At 39.8% G+C, this 20742-nt stretch carries 18 protein-coding genes; 5 read left to right on the forward strand and 13 right to left on the reverse strand.

From position 1 onward, the window contains the following. Positions 1–123: 123 nt before the first annotated feature. Positions 124–1425 carry a hypothetical protein gene (locus BW935_RS01550; RefSeq protein ID WP_245802619.1) on the reverse strand — a complete coding sequence of 434 codons (1302 nt, stop codon included), beginning with the start codon at positions 1423–1425 and terminating at the stop codon, positions 124–126. A gap of 194 nt (positions 1426–1619) precedes the next feature. Between BW935_RS01550 and rbfA the strand changes: the two genes are divergently transcribed. Then, positions 1620–2000 carry a 30S ribosome-binding factor RbfA gene (gene rbfA, locus BW935_RS01555; protein ID WP_076497873.1) on the forward strand — a complete coding sequence of 127 codons (381 nt, stop codon included), beginning with the start codon at positions 1620–1622 and terminating at the stop codon, positions 1998–2000. A gap of 11 nt (positions 2001–2011) precedes the next feature. Further along, positions 2012–3235 carry an ABC transporter permease gene (locus tag BW935_RS01560; protein WP_076497875.1) on the forward strand — a complete coding sequence of 408 codons (1224 nt, stop codon included), beginning with the start codon at positions 2012–2014 and terminating at the stop codon, positions 3233–3235. 14 nt (positions 3236–3249) lie between these two features. On the opposite strand, the gene BW935_RS01565 is transcribed toward BW935_RS01560, so the two are convergent. The 11 genes from BW935_RS01565 to BW935_RS01620 all read right to left on the reverse strand — a co-directional run bounded on the left by BW935_RS01565 (position 3250) and on the right by BW935_RS01620 (position 15777). Continuing rightward, positions 3250–4767 (reverse strand): GH3 auxin-responsive promoter family protein, encoded by a 1518-nt coding sequence (locus BW935_RS01565; protein WP_076497878.1) that lies wholly within the window; start codon positions 4765–4767, stop codon positions 3250–3252. Continuing rightward, positions 4767–5507, reverse strand: a complete 741-nt coding sequence (lptB, locus tag BW935_RS01570; protein WP_076497880.1) for an LPS export ABC transporter ATP-binding protein — start codon at positions 5505–5507, stop codon at positions 4767–4769. The genes BW935_RS01565 and lptB overlap by 1 nt, the downstream gene beginning before the upstream one ends. Position 5508: 1 nt before the next feature. After that, positions 5509–7233: a single-stranded-DNA-specific exonuclease RecJ gene (recJ, locus tag BW935_RS01575; RefSeq protein WP_076497882.1), complete on the reverse strand. Its 1725-nt coding sequence runs from the start codon at positions 7231–7233 to the stop codon at positions 5509–5511. Positions 7234–7434: 201 nt separating this feature from the next. Further along, positions 7435–8043, reverse strand: a complete 609-nt coding sequence (locus tag BW935_RS01580) for an HmuY family protein (RefSeq protein ID WP_076497884.1) — start codon at positions 8041–8043, stop codon at positions 7435–7437. Between the two features lie 5 nt (positions 8044–8048). Beyond that, positions 8049–10352 (reverse strand): TonB-dependent receptor plug domain-containing protein, encoded by a 2304-nt coding sequence (locus BW935_RS01585; RefSeq protein WP_076497886.1) that lies wholly within the window; start codon positions 10350–10352, stop codon positions 8049–8051. 47 nt (positions 10353–10399) lie between these two features. After that, the gene (locus BW935_RS01590) at positions 10400–11443 is read right to left on the reverse strand and encodes a hemin-degrading factor (protein ID WP_076497888.1); all 1044 of its coding nucleotides are present in this window, start codon (positions 11441–11443) and stop codon (positions 10400–10402) included. 5 nt (positions 11444–11448) lie between these two features. Further along, complete coding sequence (locus tag BW935_RS01595; protein WP_076497890.1) at positions 11449–12252, reverse strand: heme ABC transporter ATP-binding protein; 804 nt, start codon at positions 12250–12252, stop codon at positions 11449–11451. A gap of 1 nt (position 12253) precedes the next feature. Continuing rightward, complete coding sequence (locus BW935_RS01600; RefSeq protein WP_076498155.1) at positions 12254–13327, reverse strand: FecCD family ABC transporter permease; 1074 nt, start codon at positions 13325–13327, stop codon at positions 12254–12256. Then, positions 13320–14174 carry a heme/hemin ABC transporter substrate-binding protein gene (locus tag BW935_RS01605; protein ID WP_076497892.1) on the reverse strand — a complete coding sequence of 285 codons (855 nt, stop codon included), beginning with the start codon at positions 14172–14174 and terminating at the stop codon, positions 13320–13322. Before BW935_RS01605 ends, BW935_RS01600 begins: the two co-directional genes overlap by 8 nt. A 230-nt stretch (positions 14175–14404) precedes the next feature. Further along, complete coding sequence (locus BW935_RS01610) at positions 14405–15178, reverse strand: sulfite exporter TauE/SafE family protein (RefSeq protein ID WP_076497894.1); 774 nt, start codon at positions 15176–15178, stop codon at positions 14405–14407. A gap of 359 nt (positions 15179–15537) precedes the next feature. Then, entirely contained in the window at positions 15538–15777 is a 240-nt protein-coding gene (locus tag BW935_RS01620) for a hypothetical protein (RefSeq protein WP_076497898.1), read from the reverse strand. A 37-nt stretch (positions 15778–15814) separates the two neighbouring features. Between BW935_RS01620 and BW935_RS01625 the strand changes: the two genes are divergently transcribed. After that, positions 15815–16627, forward strand: coding sequence for an ion transporter (locus tag BW935_RS01625; protein WP_076497900.1), 813 nt, complete (start codon positions 15815–15817; stop codon positions 16625–16627). Positions 16628–16629: 2 nt separating this feature from the next. Here the strand turns inward: BW935_RS01625 and BW935_RS01630 are convergent, their stop codons facing one another. After that, the gene (locus BW935_RS01630; protein ID WP_076497902.1) at positions 16630–17169 is read right to left on the reverse strand and encodes an RNA methyltransferase; all 540 of its coding nucleotides are present in this window, start codon (positions 17167–17169) and stop codon (positions 16630–16632) included. Between the two features lie 85 nt (positions 17170–17254). Between BW935_RS01630 and mutS the strand changes: the two genes are divergently transcribed. Together mutS and BW935_RS01640 are read left to right on the forward strand one after the other, a co-directional pair. Further along, positions 17255–19867, forward strand: a complete 2613-nt coding sequence (mutS, locus tag BW935_RS01635; RefSeq protein WP_076497904.1) for a DNA mismatch repair protein MutS — start codon at positions 17255–17257, stop codon at positions 19865–19867. Positions 19868–19927: 60 nt separating this feature from the next. Continuing rightward, positions 19928–20731 (forward strand): LuxR C-terminal-related transcriptional regulator, encoded by an 804-nt coding sequence (locus BW935_RS01640; RefSeq protein WP_076497907.1) that lies wholly within the window; start codon positions 19928–19930, stop codon positions 20729–20731. The last annotated feature ends 11 nt before the right edge of the window (positions 20732–20742 follow it).

Here is a 20742-nt window from a genome sequence, read left to right on the forward strand (position 1 = left end):
GTGGATAAAATACTGTAAATGAGTTTTTTACTTTTTAAAAAAAATTCAAACAAGTGGACAAATGAGAGAAACAAAATTTTATTTCACGTCAGTCAATCTTGATTTTGTCTAATTTCAAGATACTCACTTTTTCAAGTAATATACACCAGTATCTTTCTCTTGATAGATTTCCGCTAGTAGTGGTATCCTCACTAATAGGTTAGCAAATAATCCTTCTTGATCAATTACCAATTCGGGTTTTTCGATCAAAAACTGTTGGTAGACAGACGCCATATCAGCATAATCATCAAAATCTGTTAAAATCCTAGCAGAAAGCTTATGATTCAAATATGATGTCGCTAAAGATGCATGCTTGTAATAGGCAATATCATCACCTAAGACAACAATTGATTTCCCTTTGGAGATCTCGTGTTCAGAATTTGTTTCTACAATGTAAGTGGAAAGTTGTTCAGTTTGCAAACCCAAAATTAACCATGAATAACCAGCTATTGGAACGCCGACAAATAAAAGCACAGAGAAAATAGCTAGGGCTCTTTTATTACTCAAATAGATGAAAATCTGTGTTATAAAATATGTCAATGCTGGTAAAATAATCAAAAACTGATAAGGTGTCTGCCTGTTAGTGAGCAGAATCGAAAAAAGTGCAAATATCAAATAAAGGAAGATTAACTGCCTTTGCTTTTGTTGGTTGACTGTAATCATCTTGAACAAAAGGCCTACAAAATACCCAATCATCGCCAATACTAAAGGCAATGCAAAGGCAATAAGAATATAAAATAGACTCACATGGGCATAAACATCCACAATCCTAGTGGCAAAGAGGTATTCAAGCACAAACTCAGGCAAGCTGTCTATCCAAAAATAATAAAGTGCACACAGAAAAATGGGTAAGAAATAGCCAAACAAGGAAAGTATAAACTGTCTGAAAGTAAATCCACTAATAGTAATACCAGCTACTATCAAAAAAGGTAAAAACACAATCAGAGGAAAATGAAAAAGAACAGCAATCCCTCCAAACATCCCTACTAATAAAACGGAGTCTGAGCCTTCTTTTTGTAGTACTGTTTGCGAAAAAAGCTGACCCAAAGCCATGATCAAAAATGTACCTCCCATCAACGAGGGTGACAATGTCAATAAATCAAAAGAAAGATGAAATAGCACCAACATGACTACAGCTGGGATGTATGTATTTTCTTCAAATGACTTATATCGAATGAACAAAGCATTGATATAGATAACTTGGAAAACAATCAAAATAGCAGCGAGGAATTTATAAATGAATAAGCTCCTACCAAAAATCAGGTGTATGATCCAATATGTACCAACAGATAGAGGTCCTGTATCATCAACAATATCTTTGTACATATGAAGACCTTCACTAAGCCTCTCACCTGCCAGCATCCAAATCAATTCTGGCTGTATCATGGGAGCTTGCAAGATAAAATAATAAATTCCACTGTATACCAACAGTAGTACAAGAATTCCAATCAGTCTGAAAGGGTCGTTGATCTTAAAAAAACGTAGCAAAATATATTATTATTGAGAGGTGGGACAATCGTAACTCACGAAATTAAAGGTAACTCATTTAATTCACTAAATTTGTACCAACAATTATTGATATGGAAAGTAAAAGACAACAGAAATACTCCAAACTCATACAAAAAGAACTGGGAGAAATTTTTCAAAAAGAAGCAAAACACATGGTGGGTAATGCCATGGTAACTGTAGTAAGGGTATTGATGAGCCCAGATTTAAGTGTGGCTAAGGTGAATTTGAGTTTTTTATTAGCCAATAACGAAGTGCTCTTTGAGAAAATCAATGAAAATAAAAAGGAGATCAGAAAGCATCTTGGTTTGAGAATTGGGAAAAGTGTAAGGATAGTACCAGAATTAGCATTTTTTATGGATGAATCAGCTTCTTATGCACAGCATATGGATAAGATCATCTCATCTTTGGACATTCCCGAAGCTTCTGACGAAGATGAGGAAGAAGAAGATTAATTGCACTTTATTTGAATCTTTCATTTTTCATAGCGTCCCGGTATTTCCGAAGTAAGAAAAAGCGGAATTTCATCACCATTCTGTCTCGCATTTCAATGATCGGGGTGGCAGTGGGTACGATGGCCTTGGTGATTGTTCTCTCCGTATTCAATGGTCTTGAAGATTTGGTCAGAGGTCTCTATGCTTCTTTTGACGCCGAACTCAAGATTGAAGCTTCACAGGGCAAGTCTTTCCAAGTGGATGAAGTTTGGCTCAATAAAATCAAAGATACAGAAGGAGTGGCAGTATTGACAGAAGTGATTGAGGACAACGCGCTTTTCAAATACAGAGACTACCAACACTTAGCCAAAATCAAAGGAGTAAGTGATAATTATCTTGACCAAGGAAGATTTCAGCAAGGCTATGTTTGGGGAGATTTAAGCTTGGGTACAAGCACTCAACCTCAAGCTATTATTGGCCGAGGCGTAGGTTTTTTTCTTTCCATAGATCTTGACAATGAGTTCGAACTCCTTCAAGTTTTCTATCCCAAGGCACCTAGAAATGCGGGTACTTTAGATCCTAGACAACTTTATTCTAGGGAAGTTATCAAGCCAACCGCTTTTTTCAGCATTGAAAAAGAATTCGATGACAACTATATCATCGCTCCTCTTAGTTTTGTCCAAGGTCTTTTGAATTATAGCAATAAAAGAACATCCCTAGAGGTGAAGGTGCAGGAGGGAACCAAGATTTCCACTGTCAAAAAAAGGCTCAATGCACTCCTAGGTGAGGAATTTACGGTAAAGGATACAGATGAGCAGCATGCTAGCTTGCTCAGGACTATTAAAATAGAAAAGCTTTTTGTGTTTATCACGCTTAGTTTTATTCTCGCAGTGGCTTCATTCAATATTTTCTTTTCGCTTTCAATGATGGCCATTGAAAAGAAAAAAGATACCGCCGTATTATTTGCCATGGGCGCAACAGAAAAGCTAATACGCCAGATCTACATCAAGCAGGGCGCTATTATCGCATTCTCAGGAGCCATTATTGGCTTAGTATTGGGTTATATGATTTGTTGGATTCAGGACAACTATGGCTTGGTTACTTTGGGAATCAGCTCCTCAGTGATAGATAGCTATCCTGTCAAAATGATCTGGACAGATTTTTTATGGACGAGCATTGCAGTAATCACCATTACATTTCTTGCTTCGTACAGACCTGCTGTGATCGCCGCCAAAGTCAAATTGACAGAGCTTTAAATTATAAAAAGTTATCAAATCAATTTCAGCACTTCATCTAGGTGCTCACGGGTGTTGGAAAGTCTGGGAACTTTATTCTGACCACCTAGCTTACCACGGGAGCGCATCCAAGTTTCAAAAACTCCTTCTGATACCAAATGAACCTTGGGCTTAGTCAGTGCCATATCCTTGTATCGCTTGGCATCATAATCAGAATTGATCTTTCTGAGAGTTTCATCTAGACATTGAACAAAAAAATCTTGGTCTTCTGGCATTTTTCTAAACTCTATGACCCATTCATGCGCACCCTTTGACTTGGAATCGCCGAAATAAACTGGAGCCGCTGTGAAATTGGTAATCGTAGCGCCAGTAGCATCAGCAGCTTCTTGAACTGCCTTTTCTGCATTTTCGACAATCACCTCTTCTCCAAATGCATTGATAAAATGCTTAGTTCTACCAGAAATCTTTATCCTGTAAGGCTCAATACTGGTAAACTTCACAGTATCACCGATTTTGTATCTCCACAAACCTGCATTCGTTGTTATCAAAATCGCATAATTCTTACCTAATTCTACTTGACTCAGAGGGACTACCTTTGGATTTTCACGCTCCCATTCTTCCATTGGAATAAACTCATAAAAAATTCCATAATCCAACATCAGAAGCAATTCATCAGAATCTCTTTGATCCTGAATACCAAAAAAGCCCTCCGAAGCATTGTAAGTTTCCATATATCGCATCTTCTCAGAAGGAATCAACTCTTTGAAAAGACTTTTGTACGGGCCAAAAGCCACAGCTCCATGGAAAAAAACTTCAATATTGGGCCATACTTCTAGGATGTTGTTGGCCTTTTTCAATTCTAGGATACGCTGAAGCAATACGATCGTCCATGTGGGAACCCCTGAAATACTGGTGACGTTTTCATCCATTACCTCGCGTGCCATTTTATCAATTTTGGTCTCCCATTCATCCATCAAGGCCGTTTCCAAACTTGGAGTGCGAGCCATCTGAACCCAAATCGGCAAGTTGTGGGTTATCACGGCTGAAATATCACCGACCTTACTTTTGGATCTTGAAGCAAGGGGATTTTCTGACAAGCTTCCTCCGATCGTCAGCGCCTTTCCTGAAAATAACTTGCTGTCTGGGTAATTATTGACGTAGAGGGATATCATATCTTTCCCTCCTTTGAAATGGCATTCTTCTAAAGCTTCTTGAGACACAGGAATATACTTACTCCTACTAGAAGTTGTTCCGGAAGATTTGGAAAACCACTCAATCTCCGTTGGCCAGATGATATTCTGCCTCCCTTTCATAGTCTCTTCAATGTAGGGCTTCATCTGTTCGTAATCATGAATAGGAACTTGCCTAGCAAAATCAGCATATGTTACTATATCAGCAAATCCATACTTTTTCCCAAAATCCGTTCTTCTTGCTTCTTGGATGAGTTCAAAAAGTATCTCATTTTGTATGGCTATAGGGTTTTCCTTAAAATTTTCGATTTGACCTATACGGTTTTTGAAAATCCAGGTCATAAAAGTGTTGACTACCTCCATCAGTTAAAGATTTTTCGTTTGAGTTCAAAATGCTGACCTAGATATACTCTTCTCACTTGTTCATCTGCTGCCAAATCTTCTGCTGTACCTGCCTTGAGCAGCTTTCCTTCAAACATCAAATAGGCCCTATCAGTGATTGAAAGTGTCTCGTTCACGTTGTGGTCAGTGATCAAGATACCTATGTTTTTGTTTTTGAGCTTGGCTACAATCGTTTGGATTTCCTCTACTGCAATAGGGTCAACTCCAGCGAATGGCTCATCCAATAACACAAATTTTGGATCAACAGCAAGTGCTCTAGCAATCTCAGTTCTTCTACGCTCACCACCGGAAAGAACCATGCCAAGATTCTTTCGCACATGAGTCAATGAAAACTCCTCCAAAAGACTTTCTACCTTTTCCTTCCGCTCAGCTTTTGGCATCTTCTTCATCTCAAGCACTGCCATGATATTTTCTTCTACGGAGAGTTTTCTGAATACACTCGCTTCTTGAGCCAAATAGCCTATCCCCAATTGAGCACGCTTATACATAGGAAGTGAGGTGATATTCTGATCATCTAAAAAAATCTGGCCTTGATTGGGTTGGATCAAACCCACTATCATATAAAAAGAAGTCGTCTTACCAGCACCATTAGGACCAAGTAGCCCAACGATTTCTCCCTGTTTGACCTCTACAGATATGTTATTTACTACCTTACGGCCTTTGTAAATTTTGACAAGGTTATCTGCCTTTAATATCTTCATATCAATCGAATTTGATGTCTTTGACGTATAGTTGCAAGCTACTATTATTGCGGAAAGTATTTTCTCTTATTTCAAAAGCCAAATCAAAACGCATTTTTCTTTTTAACATTTTATAGACTATCTCGTCTTCGTATTTTGTTCGGTCAGCCATCCCAAAAGCTATACACACCGGCCGAGTTACCTGACCATCCTGTACGACATTGAAGCGAAGATGTTTGTCTTTGAGAATTCTCACATCTTCTGCATAAACTTGATTGGCATAGAAAATCGGCTCTGGATTACCAGGTCCAAATGGCGCCATCTGCTTCAGAATATTGTAAAACTTATAATTGATCTGATCCAAAAGAATCTCATCGTCCACTTCCAAGACAGGCATCATGTGGACATCTTGAATTCTGGCACTCACCACTTGCTCAAACTTCTCTTGAAAAGCGACAACTTTATCCACTGACATGGTCAAACCCGCAGCATACTTATGACCACCAAACTGCTCCAACAAATCGCTACATTCACTTATTGCCTCGTAAATGTCAAAATCATAAACTGATCTCGCTGACCCAGTGGCCTTATTGTTGGACTCAGTGAGGATAATGGTAGGTCGGTAGAATTTCTCTATACACCTTGAAGCTACGATGCCAATGACCCCTTTATGCCAATCTTCTTTGAACAATACCGTGGATTTCATCTCTTGTATGGCATTCCGCTCCTCAATCATCATCAAGGCTTCCTTGGTGATGTTTTCATCGAAGTTCTTTCTTGCTGCATTGACAGTATCCACAGCCTCTGCCTGTCTCAAGGCATCGTCTAAGTCTTTGGCGATCAATAATTCTACAGAGGCCTTAGCATGTTCTAGACGTCCAGAGGCATTGATTCTTGGGCCAATTTTGAAAACTATATCAGAAATCTCAATTTCTTTCTCAATCTTACTCTTCAAAATCAAGGCCTTGATTCCCGGTCTTGGATTATTGTTGAGTCTCTCAATTCCATAAAATGCCAGCACTCTGTTCTCACCAGTGATTGGCACAATATCCGCAGCAATACTGATCGCTAATAAATCCAAATATGACATCACAATGGCTGCATCTCTTCCTGTATGCTGAGCATAGGCTTGAACTAACTTAAAGCCAACCCCACAGCCACTTAACTCTTTGTAGGGATAATTACAATCTTTCCTCTTCGGGTCTAGGATAGCCACTGCAGGAGGGAGTTCCTCGCCTGGCGTATGATGATCACAGATGATGAAATCTACACCAAGCTCTTTACCCAATTTAACTTTCTCTATGGCTTTAATTCCACAATCCAAAGAAATTATCAATTTGAAATTATTGCTCGCAGCATAACGAACTCCCTTTTCAGAGATTCCATAACCCTCCTTATACCTATCTGGAATATAAAACTCCAAGTGTTGATAAAACTGACTTAAGTAACCATATACCAAGGCGACAGAGGTAGTTCCGTCCACATCATAATCTCCATAGATAAGAATCTTTTCTTCCTGCTGAATTGCCTGAATGAGTCTATCGATGGCTTTGTCCATATCCTGCATCAAAAAGGGGTCATGCAGCTTATCCAAATCAGGTCTAAAGTAATCCTTAGCCTTTTGAAAAGTATTGATACCTCGGTTGACCAACATATTGGCTAGGGTAGTATTGACATTGATCTCTTTACTTAGAGCTGTCACACTCCCCTCTTCTGCTTTCTCTCTGATCTTCCAGTTGTACTCCATGTGGCTAAATTACTAAACTGCTCGGCTATTTTGGTAAGCCTTCTGAATAATTTTGATTTCCGATCAATTTGAATGAAAATGGAAGCCCTCGATGAATAAAAATAAAAAAAGAAGCCCTAAAGTGCTTCTCTTTCTAAGAATCAATAAACCATACATTATAAGGTGATTGATAGCATTGCCTGATTACCCTACTTTGACAATTTAAAACTTAGATGTACCATTTGACTGAAGCACAAACTGGAAAGTATAGTATCCACTAGGGGTTGTTCTTGGATCGATTTGTTCCACTGGTGGATTTCCTCGGTAGTAACTCAGAATTTCGATCTTAGCATAATTATCAGCTGCTGTCTTTACCAAAATCACCCTTCCAGGTATAGGAGTTACGGTAAAAGTTGCTGAATTGTAATTATACCAACCATTTCCACTTCCTGTAGGTATGGCAAAACTGTTTGCAGTATCTGTATTGAATTTAGCAGATGCTGGAACTTCGGTAATTTCTTCAAATACCCCACTCACAACCGCTGCTGTTACATTTTTTGAACTGTTAACCCGAATAGTGGTTCCTTTGAAAGCTATATCCCAGTTCTCGTTTTCTTCCACCAATTCATTGAGTTCTAAACTGAAATATTGAAACGAGCGTGCCTGAATTACTTCGCCTGTATTTCTGTCAATTTCGTCATTTGGTGCAGCCAAGTCTTCTACTAGCGTCACCTCCAATGGTGTCAATGGTCCTAAGTCTTCAGCATTGTCACAAGAGATCAAGAATGCTGCTATTAAGCTTGTAAAGATTAGTTTTTGGATAGTTTTCATTTTAATTATCTGTTTATAAGTTTAAGTATTGGTATTTTCATTCCTATGAATAAGACTCTTCCTGGATTATTTGGCTGTGCAGGCGTAGCTGTATTGAGCAGATTAGTGCCGCCAAGCTCCAAGAAAAGGCCGTTTTCAAAAGTCTTGGACGCGGTCAAGTTATAGCTTACCCATGCAGGAGCGTACTCCCTATCGTCATCCAAAATCAAATTTCCATTGATATCCCCAAAGCCAAATCGACCTCGGTAGATAGCCCTAAACGCCAAGTCTATACCGCTGTAATTTTCTCGGTAATTCACCTTGAAATTCCCGCTATGACGACTTCTATTGAAAAGCCCACCATAGTCTGCTCGTGTGACTCTTCGCGTTTGGTTCTGTGCATTTCTCTTGAATATTTCCCCGTTGTCAATTCGATCCAAGACATCTAGGTCCCTAGCATCTAAAAATGCGTAACCTCCACTCATGGTTAGATTTTCGAGTAGCCTAACTTGAACATCCATCTCTACCCCTTGTGTAATCACACTCCTGATGTTGAAGTAGGAAAAGGCAATCTGACCTGTGACCAATTGTGCAATTGGTGCTGTCTCAATCAGGTTGTCTATGGCATTTCGATAAGCATTGATGTGAATTTGGGTATTGCTGCTGGGCTTCCATCTGAATCCTGTATTGATCGCTCTAGAGGTTTCGGCATTTAATTGGCCAATGGTCTCGGGATTGATCAATATTTGCGCAACAAGCCCCTGCTCTTGAAGCCTAGCAATTCCATCGGCCGCTAGGTTTGCCCCAAACACATAGTATCCAGCAGCTGCATTATTGAAATTCAATAGCAATTGTCTAAAATCAGGAGCCTTGAAGCCAGCTCCTAGGGAGGCTTGCCAACTCAGCTTTTCGGAAATTTGATATTGCCCAGAAATTTTCGGACTTAGCCTATTGCCAAATTGACTATGAAAATCAGCCCTTAGACCTGTGACAATGTTGACTTTGGATACAGGATCCCAGAGATGCTGAAGGAAAAAATATCCTGCATCAAATCTATTGAGCGCATCATATCTAGTCGCATCTACGGTTTCTTTCACTTGGCCCAGTCCTAATGTGAAGAGATTTTTGGCATTAGCCATGTAGTCAGTCTGCAATTCAGTTCTATGGAAAAACTGACTGAACTCCTGAAAATCAAAGGCTTCACCACTGCTCCTAAAGTTTGTCTCTGATAGCGTACCAAACCAAGAACTCATACCTCTCAAGGTGATCGTCCAATCAGCATTGGGTTTGAATCGCAAAGTGGGATTGAAATTGATATCTCGCCTTTGATTACCTAAGTCCAGAAGTTGAGCTCCAATAGCACTACCTGTCTCTAATATTCCATCTGATACTTCCTGATATGCCCTCCCAAAAAGGCTGATTTTGAATTTTTCAGAAAGCTCACCAGATACTTTCAATTGAGCAGTGGATGCTCGATATGGATTTTGTGTTTGGCCTACTACCTCTGATCTAAGGTCAAAACCATCAGTCTGAAAATGATCTAAAAATAGCTGTGTATTCCATTTTCTATTTCCCAATCCCATTTCCAAATATGGATTCCAAGAATTGAAAGACCTATGCCTCAATCCAAGATTCAAATCTGATTGATTTTGGTATGACTTGGTGATGATATTGATCACTCCGCCCATGGCTTCACTTCCATAGATGGCGCTAGAGGGGCCACGTAGAATCTCTATGCGATCTATATTAGAAACAGAGATTCTATCCAAATCAAAGGTCCCCGCAGTTCTCCCTATGAGAGGCTCTCCATCGAGTAATATTAAAATGTAGTCTGAATCCAAACCCTGCATTTGTAAACCTGAGCCATGATTCGATGTTATCTGAAGTACTGTTTGTTCCCTGAGAATCTCAGACAATCGGATTCCTCCAGTTTCCTGAATCTGCTCAGTAGTCAATACTGTCACGGGAATTGGAAGCTGCTCTACACTTCGCTCTGTTCTCGTCGCAGATACCACTACTTCTTGGAGATTCCCAGATTTTTCTTTTAAGATGATTTCTTCTCTACTGACCCACTCCTCCCAACTCAATTGCAAACTTTCGAAACCCATCGCAAAGACAGTCACTTTTTCTGCCATCCTGCCTTGAGGAATTTTACCTAGTTCATCTACAAGCATTGCTTTTTGACCTTCTAGTTTGACAAGCGCATGAGGTATTATATTTCCATTGCTATCCAATATCCTTTTGTCAGCTTCAAAGGAGGCTGCCATAGAAAGCTCTGAGAGTAATAATAAAAAGATCAGTTTAATTTTATTTAGATTAAATCTAATCATATTGGAAAATTTTTTTACCGGGAGGGATGCTCCCGGCTTTTGTTGATTTAAAGACTATCTACCAGGTTTTTCCATGCTGTAAGTTGAGGAATTCCGGGCTTTCTCAATCCGAAAAACTGAGCGATCATTTCGCCTTCTTGATCAAACAATTCAAGTGAAGAAACCAAGCCATCTGTAGTCTGCTTATGCACCACAAAAGCATGGGCAATCAAATCTTCGTTGAGATGCATATTGAATTGAGGATCTAGTACATTAAGCCAATTCCCCATTTGTCTGATAGTTCTCACTTTTCCTTGATGGATCTGTATGTTTCCTTTATTACCAGCAAAAATCATAATCGGCATTTGCTCTGCAGAGGCAGTTTCTACTATTTTCCTTGCAGACAACCTATCTACTTCGTAAGCCCATTTATCATCAATCCACTTTACAGCATCCAGTCTGTGTACTTTATATTTTCTTAGCATTCCAAAGAAATCGTGGGTATCCTCCATATTTTCCCAATCTTTAGTAAATGCCTCCATATCAATGTGCTCAGCATAGACAGGATTTGCAAATTCTTCTGTTTCTAAGTTGGTATCTTGATCAGCTGATTTATACTGGTCAACTAGCTCCTGAAAAACATCTACTTTGGAATCATCTTGCAGGTACACTTTCAAAATGGCCGTTCCTACTTTATCAAAAAACTGAAAACTTCTCATCGTACCCCTTGGAGTCTCATTGACTACAGCAAATCCAAATTTCCAAGCAGAGAAGAAAATACGCTGCTCTATAGGACCAATTACTGTAGCGACTTGATGAGGAGCATTTCCTTCAATATTGATTTTTTGAAAATTACCTTTATGTTCCAAGACACAGCCATTACTTCTGCAAAGTGACATGACTTTACCTAGTTTTTTGAATGCTACGAGGAGTGAAGACCACTCAGGGTTCAAGCGAATCACTGAGTCTCCAACTTGAGTAGCTAGCAATTCTGCTTCCGATACTCCCAATACTTCCGCTGCGTCCCTTATCCTGAGATTAGGCTGCTCCGTTTTCAATTTTTCCCATGCACTTTTCAGCGCAATTTCATGATTCAAAGTTGTAGTTTCCATATTTATTATTGTGCTTGTATTAATCTTTGATTGATATGATGAAGCGGTAGGCTATGAACCAGCATACCCAAACCATCGTCGTATTTTTTTACTTTTATCGGATAGCCAAACAAGTATTCAAGGTTTTGACTGGTAAAGACCGCTGAAACTTCTCCTTGAAATGCTACATCACCAGCTTTCATCATGATCACCTGATCGGCATAATTTGCCACCAGACTCAAATCGTGCAACACTGAGAGCACGCCGATATTTCTTTTCTTGAGAACATTGAGTAAGTCCAAAACGAGGTGTTGCAAAGAGACGTCCATGCTAGAAATTGGCTCGTCTAAAAGAAGAAATCTCGGGAATGCCTGCTTTTTCCATATTTGGATTAGGACTCTTCCCAATTGTACCCGTTGTTTTTCTCCACCAGAAAGTAAGTTGTATGCTCGGTCTCGAAGATGCCATATTTGGAGTTTTTGCATGACCTCCGTGATTTCCTCTTGGCCAATTTCTGTCGGGGCATTGAGTGTACCCAGTTCCACTACCTCCCATGCGGAAAAGGGGAAAGAAACAGCACTATGCTGCGGCATTACTGCGCGGATTCTGGCGAGCTGTTGACTTGAATAGCTTTTGATTGATTTTCCGTTATATAAGACCTCTCCTCTACTACAGGCTACATCGCCTGAGAGTATTTTGAATAGTGTAGATTTCCCTGCTCCATTAGGGCCTATGATTACCGTGAACTTTCCTGGCTCCAACTTGATATCTACATCGCCGATGATTGGCTTATCACTGATACAGAAGTGTATATTTTTTCCTTGTAGCATGTTAGTACTTTACTTTTTTGAAATTGACAATCAGATAAATGAAAAATGGAGCTCCCAACAAAGCTGTAATGATACCGATCGGGAGCTCTGCAGGTCGGACAAGATTCCTAGCCAAAAGGTCCGCTGCGGAGAGCAAAATCGCTCCCAGCAAAAATGACCCTGGCAAAACCAATCTATGATCAGCACCAAATCCTAACCTGATCAAGTGTGGGACAACCAAGCCAACAAACCCTATCGTACCACTCATGGATACCGCGGTTCCCACTATCAAAGCAGAGGCTAAAAAGAGCACATACTTGACATATTGGATATTTACTCCCATGTGATAGGCTTCGCGCTCCCCCAAAGCCATGGCATTAAGCTGGGGAAATAACCTCAGAATAAAGATCAGCGCAGGTAAAATCAGTATAGCAGCAATACCCAACTTGGACCAATTACTTCCTCCTAGATCTCCCAAACTCCAGAAAGTAAAGTTTCTCAAAGCAGCATCATCTGCATAAAAAAGGACCAAACCAATCAATGCCCCCATCAGCGCATTGATCGCAACACCTGCTAATATCAAAACAGAGATATCTGTTTTTCCGGAGTAACTGGAAATATTATATACCAATAAGGTTACTAAAAGCCCTCCTAAGAAAGCAAATAGAGGCAATCCAATTAGAGAAAATAAAGGGGTAATGGAAGTAAGGCTTGCTCCAAACACTATAAATACCACAGCAAAAAAGGCACCTCCAGAACTGACACCAATCAACCCTGGCTCTACCAATGGATTTCGAAAAAGCCCTTGCAAGGCAGCTCCAGCCAATCCCAATCCTCCTCCAATAAGTATTCCCATCAAAATCCTTGGAAGTCGAATTCCCATTAGCACATTCGCTTCAGCTACAGTAAACTCCCCTAAGTTCAATCCAACAATGTTGAATAGAATGGATATCACAGACTTGAGTGAAATCTGGTATGCTCCAATTGATGCCGATAGCAAGACAAGGGTAATAAACACCAAACCAAGAAAAACAAGGACTGTGTTCTGAACCTTATGCTTGCTCTGAGGAATACTCGCCTGTAAAGTCTTAATCATGGTAAGCATTTTTGGCCAACTCCAACGCAACCTCAGCCACTCTCGGTCCAAATCCAGACAGTAATAAGCCGTCAAAAGCTAATATTTGATCTTTTTGAAAAGCCAGTGTCTGTTCCATCCCTCTAATTTTGGTTAAGCCAGTCTTTCCACCCAAAGAGGCCAAACCTGAGTCAAAGAGCAGTATATAATCGGGATTGAATTTGGCTAGCGCTTCAGGAGTCAATGGAATGAAATCTTTGAAACCTACTGCGGTGGGTCTTAAGCCCGCTAGTTCTATGATAGAAGAAGCAAATGTGTCATCACCTCCCACGAAAATCATGTCTTCTCCTCTAGCCATGATAAATAGTGCAGTTGGTTTAGCCTCCTGATTTTTATCAGCCAAATATTGATTCAGTTCGGCTAATTGTTCTTGAATTTTTTGTTTGATTTTCAATCCCTTTTCTGGCACCTCCAAAAATTCAGCTAGCTCTTCGATCAAGGTAAATGTACCTTCAACCGTTTTCGGCTTTTCAAAAAAAAGAACTTCCAGCCCTGTTGCTTTCAGCTGAGCTACCACATCGGGCGTGAGATAGTCCGTTTCTGCTAAAATCAAGTCAGGCGACAAGGATAGTATGCCTTCTGACTTGATTTGATTGCGATAACCTATAGAAGGGAGGTTTTGCATCCCCGAAGGATAAGTAGAAGTAATATCCGTCGCAATGATAAAATCGCCAAAGCCCAATTCATGGACAATTTCTGTAATTGTTCCACCTGCTGTGATGATGCGTTTGGCATTTTTTTCTTCTGCTTGTTGAGGAGCACTACAAGCACTCAAAAGGAATAAGAATAAAATCAGCTTTGCTTTCATTTATTTAGATTGATTTAAAATAACATGACAAATGTCACATTATTTAGATTAAATCCAAATAAATATTGATTGATTTTTTCTATGATATCTATAAGTGCATTAAATCTTTATGCATAACTGAATGGATCTAATAAGCAGCCAACAATGGGCTAAATCTTCAATTTCAAATGTTATCAATTAAATGTCCAGCTAAAAAAAAGAGGCGTTGAGAACCCTAAGCGTGAAAAAATCTAAATCCACCCTGCTCCCAAAGCAAGAGAGATCAAAATCAACATGATGGCAACGGTAACCTGCAAAAACTTCAAGGTCACTTTTTTCAAAAGCTTATTCCCCAAATATGCTCCGGCAATTGCAGAAAGTGTGGCTATTGCTACCAGTTGGATGTTGTCAATAAGGTCTGTTTGGGCAAATCGGGTCGCATAGACACTGAGCCTGGTGAAGTCTACAAATGTTGATACCACTACCGCCGTCCCAATAAAAGCCTCCTTAGAAAGTCCTGCTTTGATCAGAAATGCAGAACGCAGCGCTCCCTGATTTCCAGATAATCCTCCAAAAAATCCGCTCAGAGTACCACCTATGGGGAGTTTTTCCTTGCCGAAGCTTAGGTTTTGGAAATAGGGGGTCAAGTCCATCAAAGCAAAAATGATCAGTAATATAGAGATGATGAATTTCACAGGCTCGACGATAAAGGTTCGGCCAAACATTTCATAACTGAAGAGCGATTCCAGGTCAGTGATATTCAAGAGCACCCAGGAACCCGCAAAAGCAGCAATTACCGCAGGGATCCCAAATCTGATCAATACTGATTTATCCGCATTTCTTCCTACCAAAAAGAGTTTGAAGATATTGTTGAAAAAATGCACCACGCCAGTCAAGGCTATCGCCAAGTCAACCGGAAAAAATACCATAAACACCGGAGTCAATATCGTTCCCAAGCCAAAACCTGAAAAGAAAGTCAGGATGGCTACTAGGAAAGCGGTGAGGGAGATGATGATGATTTCCATGGTACATTGTTTTAACCTTTGGTACCGTACGTACGGTATCGAAGATTTTTAATTGTTTCACGCAACGAGCGCAAAGAGACTCGAAGCGATCGAAACGTGGGTTTAACTGTTAATTTATGTTTTCCCTCGCTGCGATCGCTGCGTCACCGTTGCGACCGCTGCGAGAAACTATTATTTCTTATGAAACTTAAACCCAACACCTACAGACCAAAGCCATTCATCAGTTGTATCAAAATGATAGAAGGGCACAAAGAATACCCAATTTTTGATATCTAATCGAGGCGCAACTCCAAGCTTGGCTCCGGTTTTTCCATCTCTAATATAAAAACAAGTTTCGGATTCAACCCAAGGCTGGAATATCAAAGATGATATAGAATATCTAGATTGATGAAGAAGGGGATGAGTAGGTTATGAATTTCGGTTTTCTTATCAGCCTGAGCATGCAGAAATTCATAGAAGTGAATCAGAAGTCGGGGCGGGCTAGGAATTTGAGTAGGGCCGTAAGGCTTGAATTTTTTGACCCTGTGATCTAGTGTCAGACCTGTCAGGTTTTGAAAACCTGACAGGTCTAAATGGATCTCATTCGTTTCGTCGGCCATTTTTATTAAATTCACACTTCACTTATTATGAACCACAATGCCTATTTTGCCTTCCAAATCAAGACTTGCCCATATCGTCTTCGAACATGATGACAAAGCTTCCAAAAATTTTGATTTAGCCATTCTGATATTGATTCTGGGAAGTCTTATCGTGGTGATTTTAGATTCTGAGCCCAGTATATACCGTGACTACCATCGAGAGCTCTTGATCCTTGAATGGGTATTTACAGGACTTTTTACTGTAGAGTATGGATTGAGAATTTGGCTCAGTAAAAGAAAATGGGGATATATCTTTAGTTTTTATGGACTGGTAGATCTTTTGGCCATAGTACCTACCTTTTTGAGTCTAATTTTAGCGGGCACACAGTTTCTAGTGGTGATCAGGGCATTGAGGCTACTTAGAGTTGTGAGGATCCTCAAGCTTGGCCGATACATGAAAGAAGCGGAGGTCCTCAAGTCAGCCTTGAAAGCAAGTAAACTCAAAATCCAACTTTTTTTAGGAACGGTTGTGACCATAGTATTGATTGCAGGCACACTTATGTTTATAGTGGAAGGTCCAGAAAGCGGATATACCAGTATAGGAATGTCTATGTATTGGGCCATTGTGACGCTGACTACAGTGGGGTTTGGTGACATAACACCCTTGACTCCTCTAGGTAAATTTTTGGCTTCTGTTATCATGCTTTTGGGTTATGCAATCATTGCCGTACCCACAGGTATCGTTACGTCAGAACTTGCCATAGCCAATACCAAAAGCAAGAAAAAGCAAGGGAAAACTTGCAAAAATTGCGAAAGCAAAGGGCTTGACTTGGATGCTGCATTCTGCAAGTATTGTGGAAAAGAAATTTAATACTATTTCTTTAAAAGCCTCATTTTACTCATAAAGTCCCACAACCCTATTCCCAAAGTCACTGAAATATTGAGAGAGTGCTTGGTTCCAAGTTGTGGAATTTCAATGACATGATTGGAGGCCTCAATCACTTCCTCCTCCACCCCAAAGACCTCATTACCAAATACCAAGGCATACTTCTTATCAGCCAATGCTTCGAACTCGTGCAACTTGATACTCCTATCCACTTGCTCGAAGCTACAAATTTCAAAACCTTTCTCTTTCAACTCTTCCAAAGCCTCCAAGGTAGTTTCTTTGTATTCCCAGTCAACCGATTCCGTTGCTCCAAGGGCGGTTTTTTGTATATCGCGATGGGGTGGAGTACCGGTGATCCCACAGAGGTAAATTTTCTCGATCAAGAATGCATCTGATGTTCTGAAAGCTGAGCCGACATTATTGAGGCTACGCACATTATCTAAAACTATTACGATTGGACTTTTTTTTACTTCCTTAAACTCCTCTACTGAGAGCCTGCTGAGCTCTTCCATGCTTAATTTTTTCATCGGGCTTTGTTTACCTTTCTTTATATTATAATTTCAAGCTTTCAAGCAATTCAAAATTAGCACAAAGATTTAATTCAGGGAGCATATGGCCAAGGCGAAGGCAAAAGAAGTAAAAGAAACCCCATTGATGAAGCAGTATAATGCCATCAAAGCAAAACATCCAGGGGCTTTATTACTTTTCAGGGTTGGAGATTTTTACGAGACATTTGGAGAAGATGCGATCACTGCCAGCCGTGTATTAGACATTGTATTGACCAAAAGAGCCAATGGGGCAGCATCTCACATAGAGTTAGCTGGCTTTCCGCACCACTCTTTAGATAGTTACCTCCCCAAACTCGTGAGAGCTGGCAATCGAGTTGCGATATGTGATCAACTCGAAGACCCCAAGGAAGTCAAAGGAATCGTCAAAAGAGGGGTGACAGAATTGGTCACACCAGGCTTGTCTTTCAATGACAATGTCCTAGACAAAAGAAGAAATAACTACCTAGCTTCAATATACTTTGGTAAAGAAACCTTTGGAATTGCTTTTCTCGACCTTTCTACCGGTGAATTTATGTGTGCTGAGGGCTCTCAGTCCTACATTGAAAAACTACTTCAGAGCTTCACCCCATCTGAAGTCATCTACTCCAAAGCAGCAAAAGCAAGAGCAGCTGAAATGCTGAAAGACAATTATTCTACTTTTCATTGTGAGGATTGGGTTTTTCAGTATGATTACACTTATGAAAAACTCACCAATCACTTTGCAACCAAAAACTTAAAGGGATTTGGGATTGAAAATCTAGATCATGGCATCATATCGGCTGGAGCAATTCTATACTATCTAGAGGAAACCGAGCATAAGGACGTCAAACATATCTCTCAAATCTCCAGAATAGCAGAAGAGAAGTATGTATGGCTAGATAAGTTTACCATTCGAAACCTAGAACTCGTCTACCCTCAGCAAGATGGTGGCATCCCTTTGATTTCCATCTTAGACCATACCGTCACACCTATGGGTTCAAGGATGATGAAAAAATGGATGGTACTTCCACTCAAAGAGAAAGAGCCCATTGAAGAAAGGTTGAAAATTGTAGAGCACTTTTACACAGAACAGGAAGGTGCCGAAGAGATATTATCCCACCTTAAGCATATTGGTGACTTAGAAAGGCTGATTTCAAAGGTAGCTGTTGGGCGAATCAACCCAAGAGAAATGAATCAGCTGAAGAAAGCGCTTAAAAATACCCTTCCAATCAAAGATCAATTAAGAAACGCTACCAATGATTCTTTGAAAAAGATAGCAGATCAGATCAATTCCTGTGAATTTTTGCTAGAGAAAATCGAAAAAGAGCTTCAAGAAGATGCTCCAATGCTAACCCACCAAGGTAATATTATCAAGGATGGTGTAGACCCTGAACTGGATGAATATCGTGGACTTGCCAATACAGGAAAAGATTATCTCGTCCAACTCCAACAAAGAGAGGTACAACGCACAGGAATTAGCTCCTTAAAAATTGCCTTTAATAAGGTCTTTGGCTACTACCTTGAGGTGACCAATGCACATAAAGATAAAGTACCCAATGAGTGGATCAGAAAGCAAACTCTGGTTAATGCTGAAAGGTATATCACACCAGAACTTAAAGAATATGAGGAAAAAATTCTCAATGCAGAAGAGAGAATGATTGCAATTGAGCAGAAATATTTCCTGGCACTGGTACAGGATGCTTCTGAGTATGTGACACAAATCCAACAAAACGCAAGAATTTTAGCGACGGTTGATAGCTTGCTTTCTTTTGCAACTGTAGCAAGATTGAATAAATATTCTAGACCAAAAATATCCGATACAGATGCATTGGAAATCAAAGATGGACGCCATCCTGTGATCGAAAAACAACTTCCTGCAGGTGAAGCATATGTACCCAATGACATTTACTTAGACAATGAAACCCAACAAATCATCATCATCACCGGGCCAAACATGGCTGGTAAATCAGCCTTGCTAAGACAGACAGCTTTGATTGTACTTATGGCTCAGATGGGAAGCTTTGTTCCAGCTTCTTATGCTCGAATCGGAATTATTGATAAAGTTTTTACTCGAGTAGGAGCATCAGATAACCTTTCAAAGGGAGAGTCAACTTTTATGGTAGAAATGACCGAAACTGCGAGTATTCTAAATAACCTTTCAGACAGAAGCTTGGTCTTGATGGATGAAATTGGACGTGGCACCTCCACTTATGATGGGATTTCCATAGCTTGGTCCATTGTAGAATTTCTGCACAATCATCCAAAAAGTAGGGCTAAAACACTATTCGCCACCCACTACCACGAGCTCAACCAACTAGCAGAAGAGTTCCCAAAGATCAAAAACTTCAATGTCTCAGTCAAAGAAGTTGGCAACAAGGTAATTTTCATGCGCAAACTCAAAGAAGGAGGAAGCGAACATAGCTTTGGTATACATGTGGCACAAATGGCCGGCATGCCAAATCCTGTAGTGCTGAGGGCTTCTGAAATTATGCTTCACTTGGAAAAAGACAAATCTCTAAATGAACAGAAAGAAAAGATCAAGGAAATGCCCAAAAACAACTATCAATTGAGCCTTTTCGAAATAGACCCTAAATTCAAAGAAGCACAGGAAATGCTCGATGCAATTGACATCAATACCATTTCACCTGTAGAGGCCTTAATCAAACTCAATGAAATCAAGAAAAAACTTGAGAATTAATTGTATTTGGGACTTTTTGGTTATAGTTTGGAGGGTTAATAAATAAGGAGTATCAATCATATGGATAGTTTTTTACGGGATCGGCTAAGAAAGCAAGGAAAGTTTTCTGATTTTTTTATAGAGTGGAAGGAACGAGAGTTTACGGAGACTGACATTGATGAAGATAAACTACTCAAAGACTTAGAAATACTCAGCCAAAACATGGGTATGAAAGAGGGCATCATCATCGGCTGTATTGATTATAGGGATTTGAGTCTGGCATTTTTTACAGATAATGTGGAGGACATTATGGGATATCCAAGTTCTTTTTTTAGAAAAAAAGGCATGGAAGCTGTTCTCAGCATGCTACATCCTGAGGATGTGCCAGAGTTGGCCAAATTCCAAAAAATCGTTTTTGACCTTCTTCAAGAACTCAGCAGGGAAGAAATGGATACCTTCGAATTTACCTATATGGTGAGATGGGTGCATAGAGATACAAAAGAGATCAAATGGTTTGCTTGCAAAGTAAGACCCTATTTGATCGATAGGAACAAGAATGTGGTATTTGATCTTCATGTTCTACTGCTCTTGACGACTCCTCCGCAAGTCAGTAATTTTGACTGGAGCTACTCCTACACTTCCAAAGACGGAGATAAAATCCATGCGAGTAAGCGAGAGCCAAAAACAATCAATTTCAAATTAACCAGAAAGGAAAGTTTAATATCGGATATGATCTTGGAGGGAAAAAGTTCGATAGATATTGCCAATGATTTGAATATTTCAAAAAACACAGTCAATACCCATAGAAAAAATATCCTAAAAAAGCTCAATGCTAAAACAACGGCTGAAATGGTGAAAATTTTGCTCAACACAAGGATGAATTAATCAGCTGAAAA

The sequence above is a fragment of the Belliella pelovolcani genome, from assembly GCF_900156785.1.
Lineage (GTDB): Bacteria > Bacteroidota > Bacteroidia > Cytophagales > Cyclobacteriaceae > Belliella > Belliella pelovolcani.

Bases quoted from the DNA above. Each gene is read 5' to 3' on its own strand.
- BW935_RS01550 (WP_245802619.1), bottom strand. From the start codon at position 1,425: ATGATACAGCCAGAATTGATTTGGATGCTGGCAGGTGAGAGGCTTAGT.
- rbfA (WP_076497873.1), top strand. From the start codon at position 1,620: ATGGAAAGTAAAAGACAACAGAAATACTCCAAACTCATACAAAAAGAA.
- BW935_RS01565 (WP_076497878.1), bottom strand. From the start codon at position 4,767: ATGGAGGTAGTCAACACTTTTATGACCTGGATTTTCAAAAACCGTATA.
- lptB (WP_076497880.1), bottom strand. From the start codon at position 5,507: ATGAAGATATTAAAGGCAGATAACCTTGTCAAAATTTACAAAGGCCGT.
- recJ (WP_076497882.1), bottom strand. From the start codon at position 7,233: ATGGAGTACAACTGGAAGATCAGAGAGAAAGCAGAAGAGGGGAGTGTG.
- BW935_RS01580 (WP_076497884.1), bottom strand. From the start codon at position 8,043: ATGAAAACTATCCAAAAACTAATCTTTACAAGCTTAATAGCAGCATTC.
- BW935_RS01585 (WP_076497886.1), bottom strand. From the start codon at position 10,352: ATGATTAGATTTAATCTAAATAAAATTAAACTGATCTTTTTATTATTA.
- BW935_RS01590 (WP_076497888.1), bottom strand. From the start codon at position 11,443: ATGGAAACTACAACTTTGAATCATGAAATTGCGCTGAAAAGTGCATGG.
- BW935_RS01595 (WP_076497890.1), bottom strand. From the start codon at position 12,252: ATGCTACAAGGAAAAAATATACACTTCTGTATCAGTGATAAGCCAATC.
- BW935_RS01600 (WP_076498155.1), bottom strand. From the start codon at position 13,327: ATGATTAAGACTTTACAGGCGAGTATTCCTCAGAGCAAGCATAAGGTT.
- BW935_RS01605 (WP_076497892.1), bottom strand. From the start codon at position 14,174: ATGAAAGCAAAGCTGATTTTATTCTTATTCCTTTTGAGTGCTTGTAGT.
- BW935_RS01610 (WP_076497894.1), bottom strand. From the start codon at position 15,178: ATGGAAATCATCATCATCTCCCTCACCGCTTTCCTAGTAGCCATCCTG.
- BW935_RS01620 (WP_076497898.1), bottom strand. From the start codon at position 15,777: ATGGCCGACGAAACGAATGAGATCCATTTAGACCTGTCAGGTTTTCAA.
- BW935_RS01625 (WP_076497900.1), top strand. From the start codon at position 15,815: ATGCCTATTTTGCCTTCCAAATCAAGACTTGCCCATATCGTCTTCGAA.
- BW935_RS01630 (WP_076497902.1), bottom strand. From the start codon at position 17,169: ATGAAAAAATTAAGCATGGAAGAGCTCAGCAGGCTCTCAGTAGAGGAG.
- mutS (WP_076497904.1), top strand. From the start codon at position 17,255: ATGGCCAAGGCGAAGGCAAAAGAAGTAAAAGAAACCCCATTGATGAAG.
- BW935_RS01640 (WP_076497907.1), top strand. From the start codon at position 19,928: ATGGATAGTTTTTTACGGGATCGGCTAAGAAAGCAAGGAAAGTTTTCT.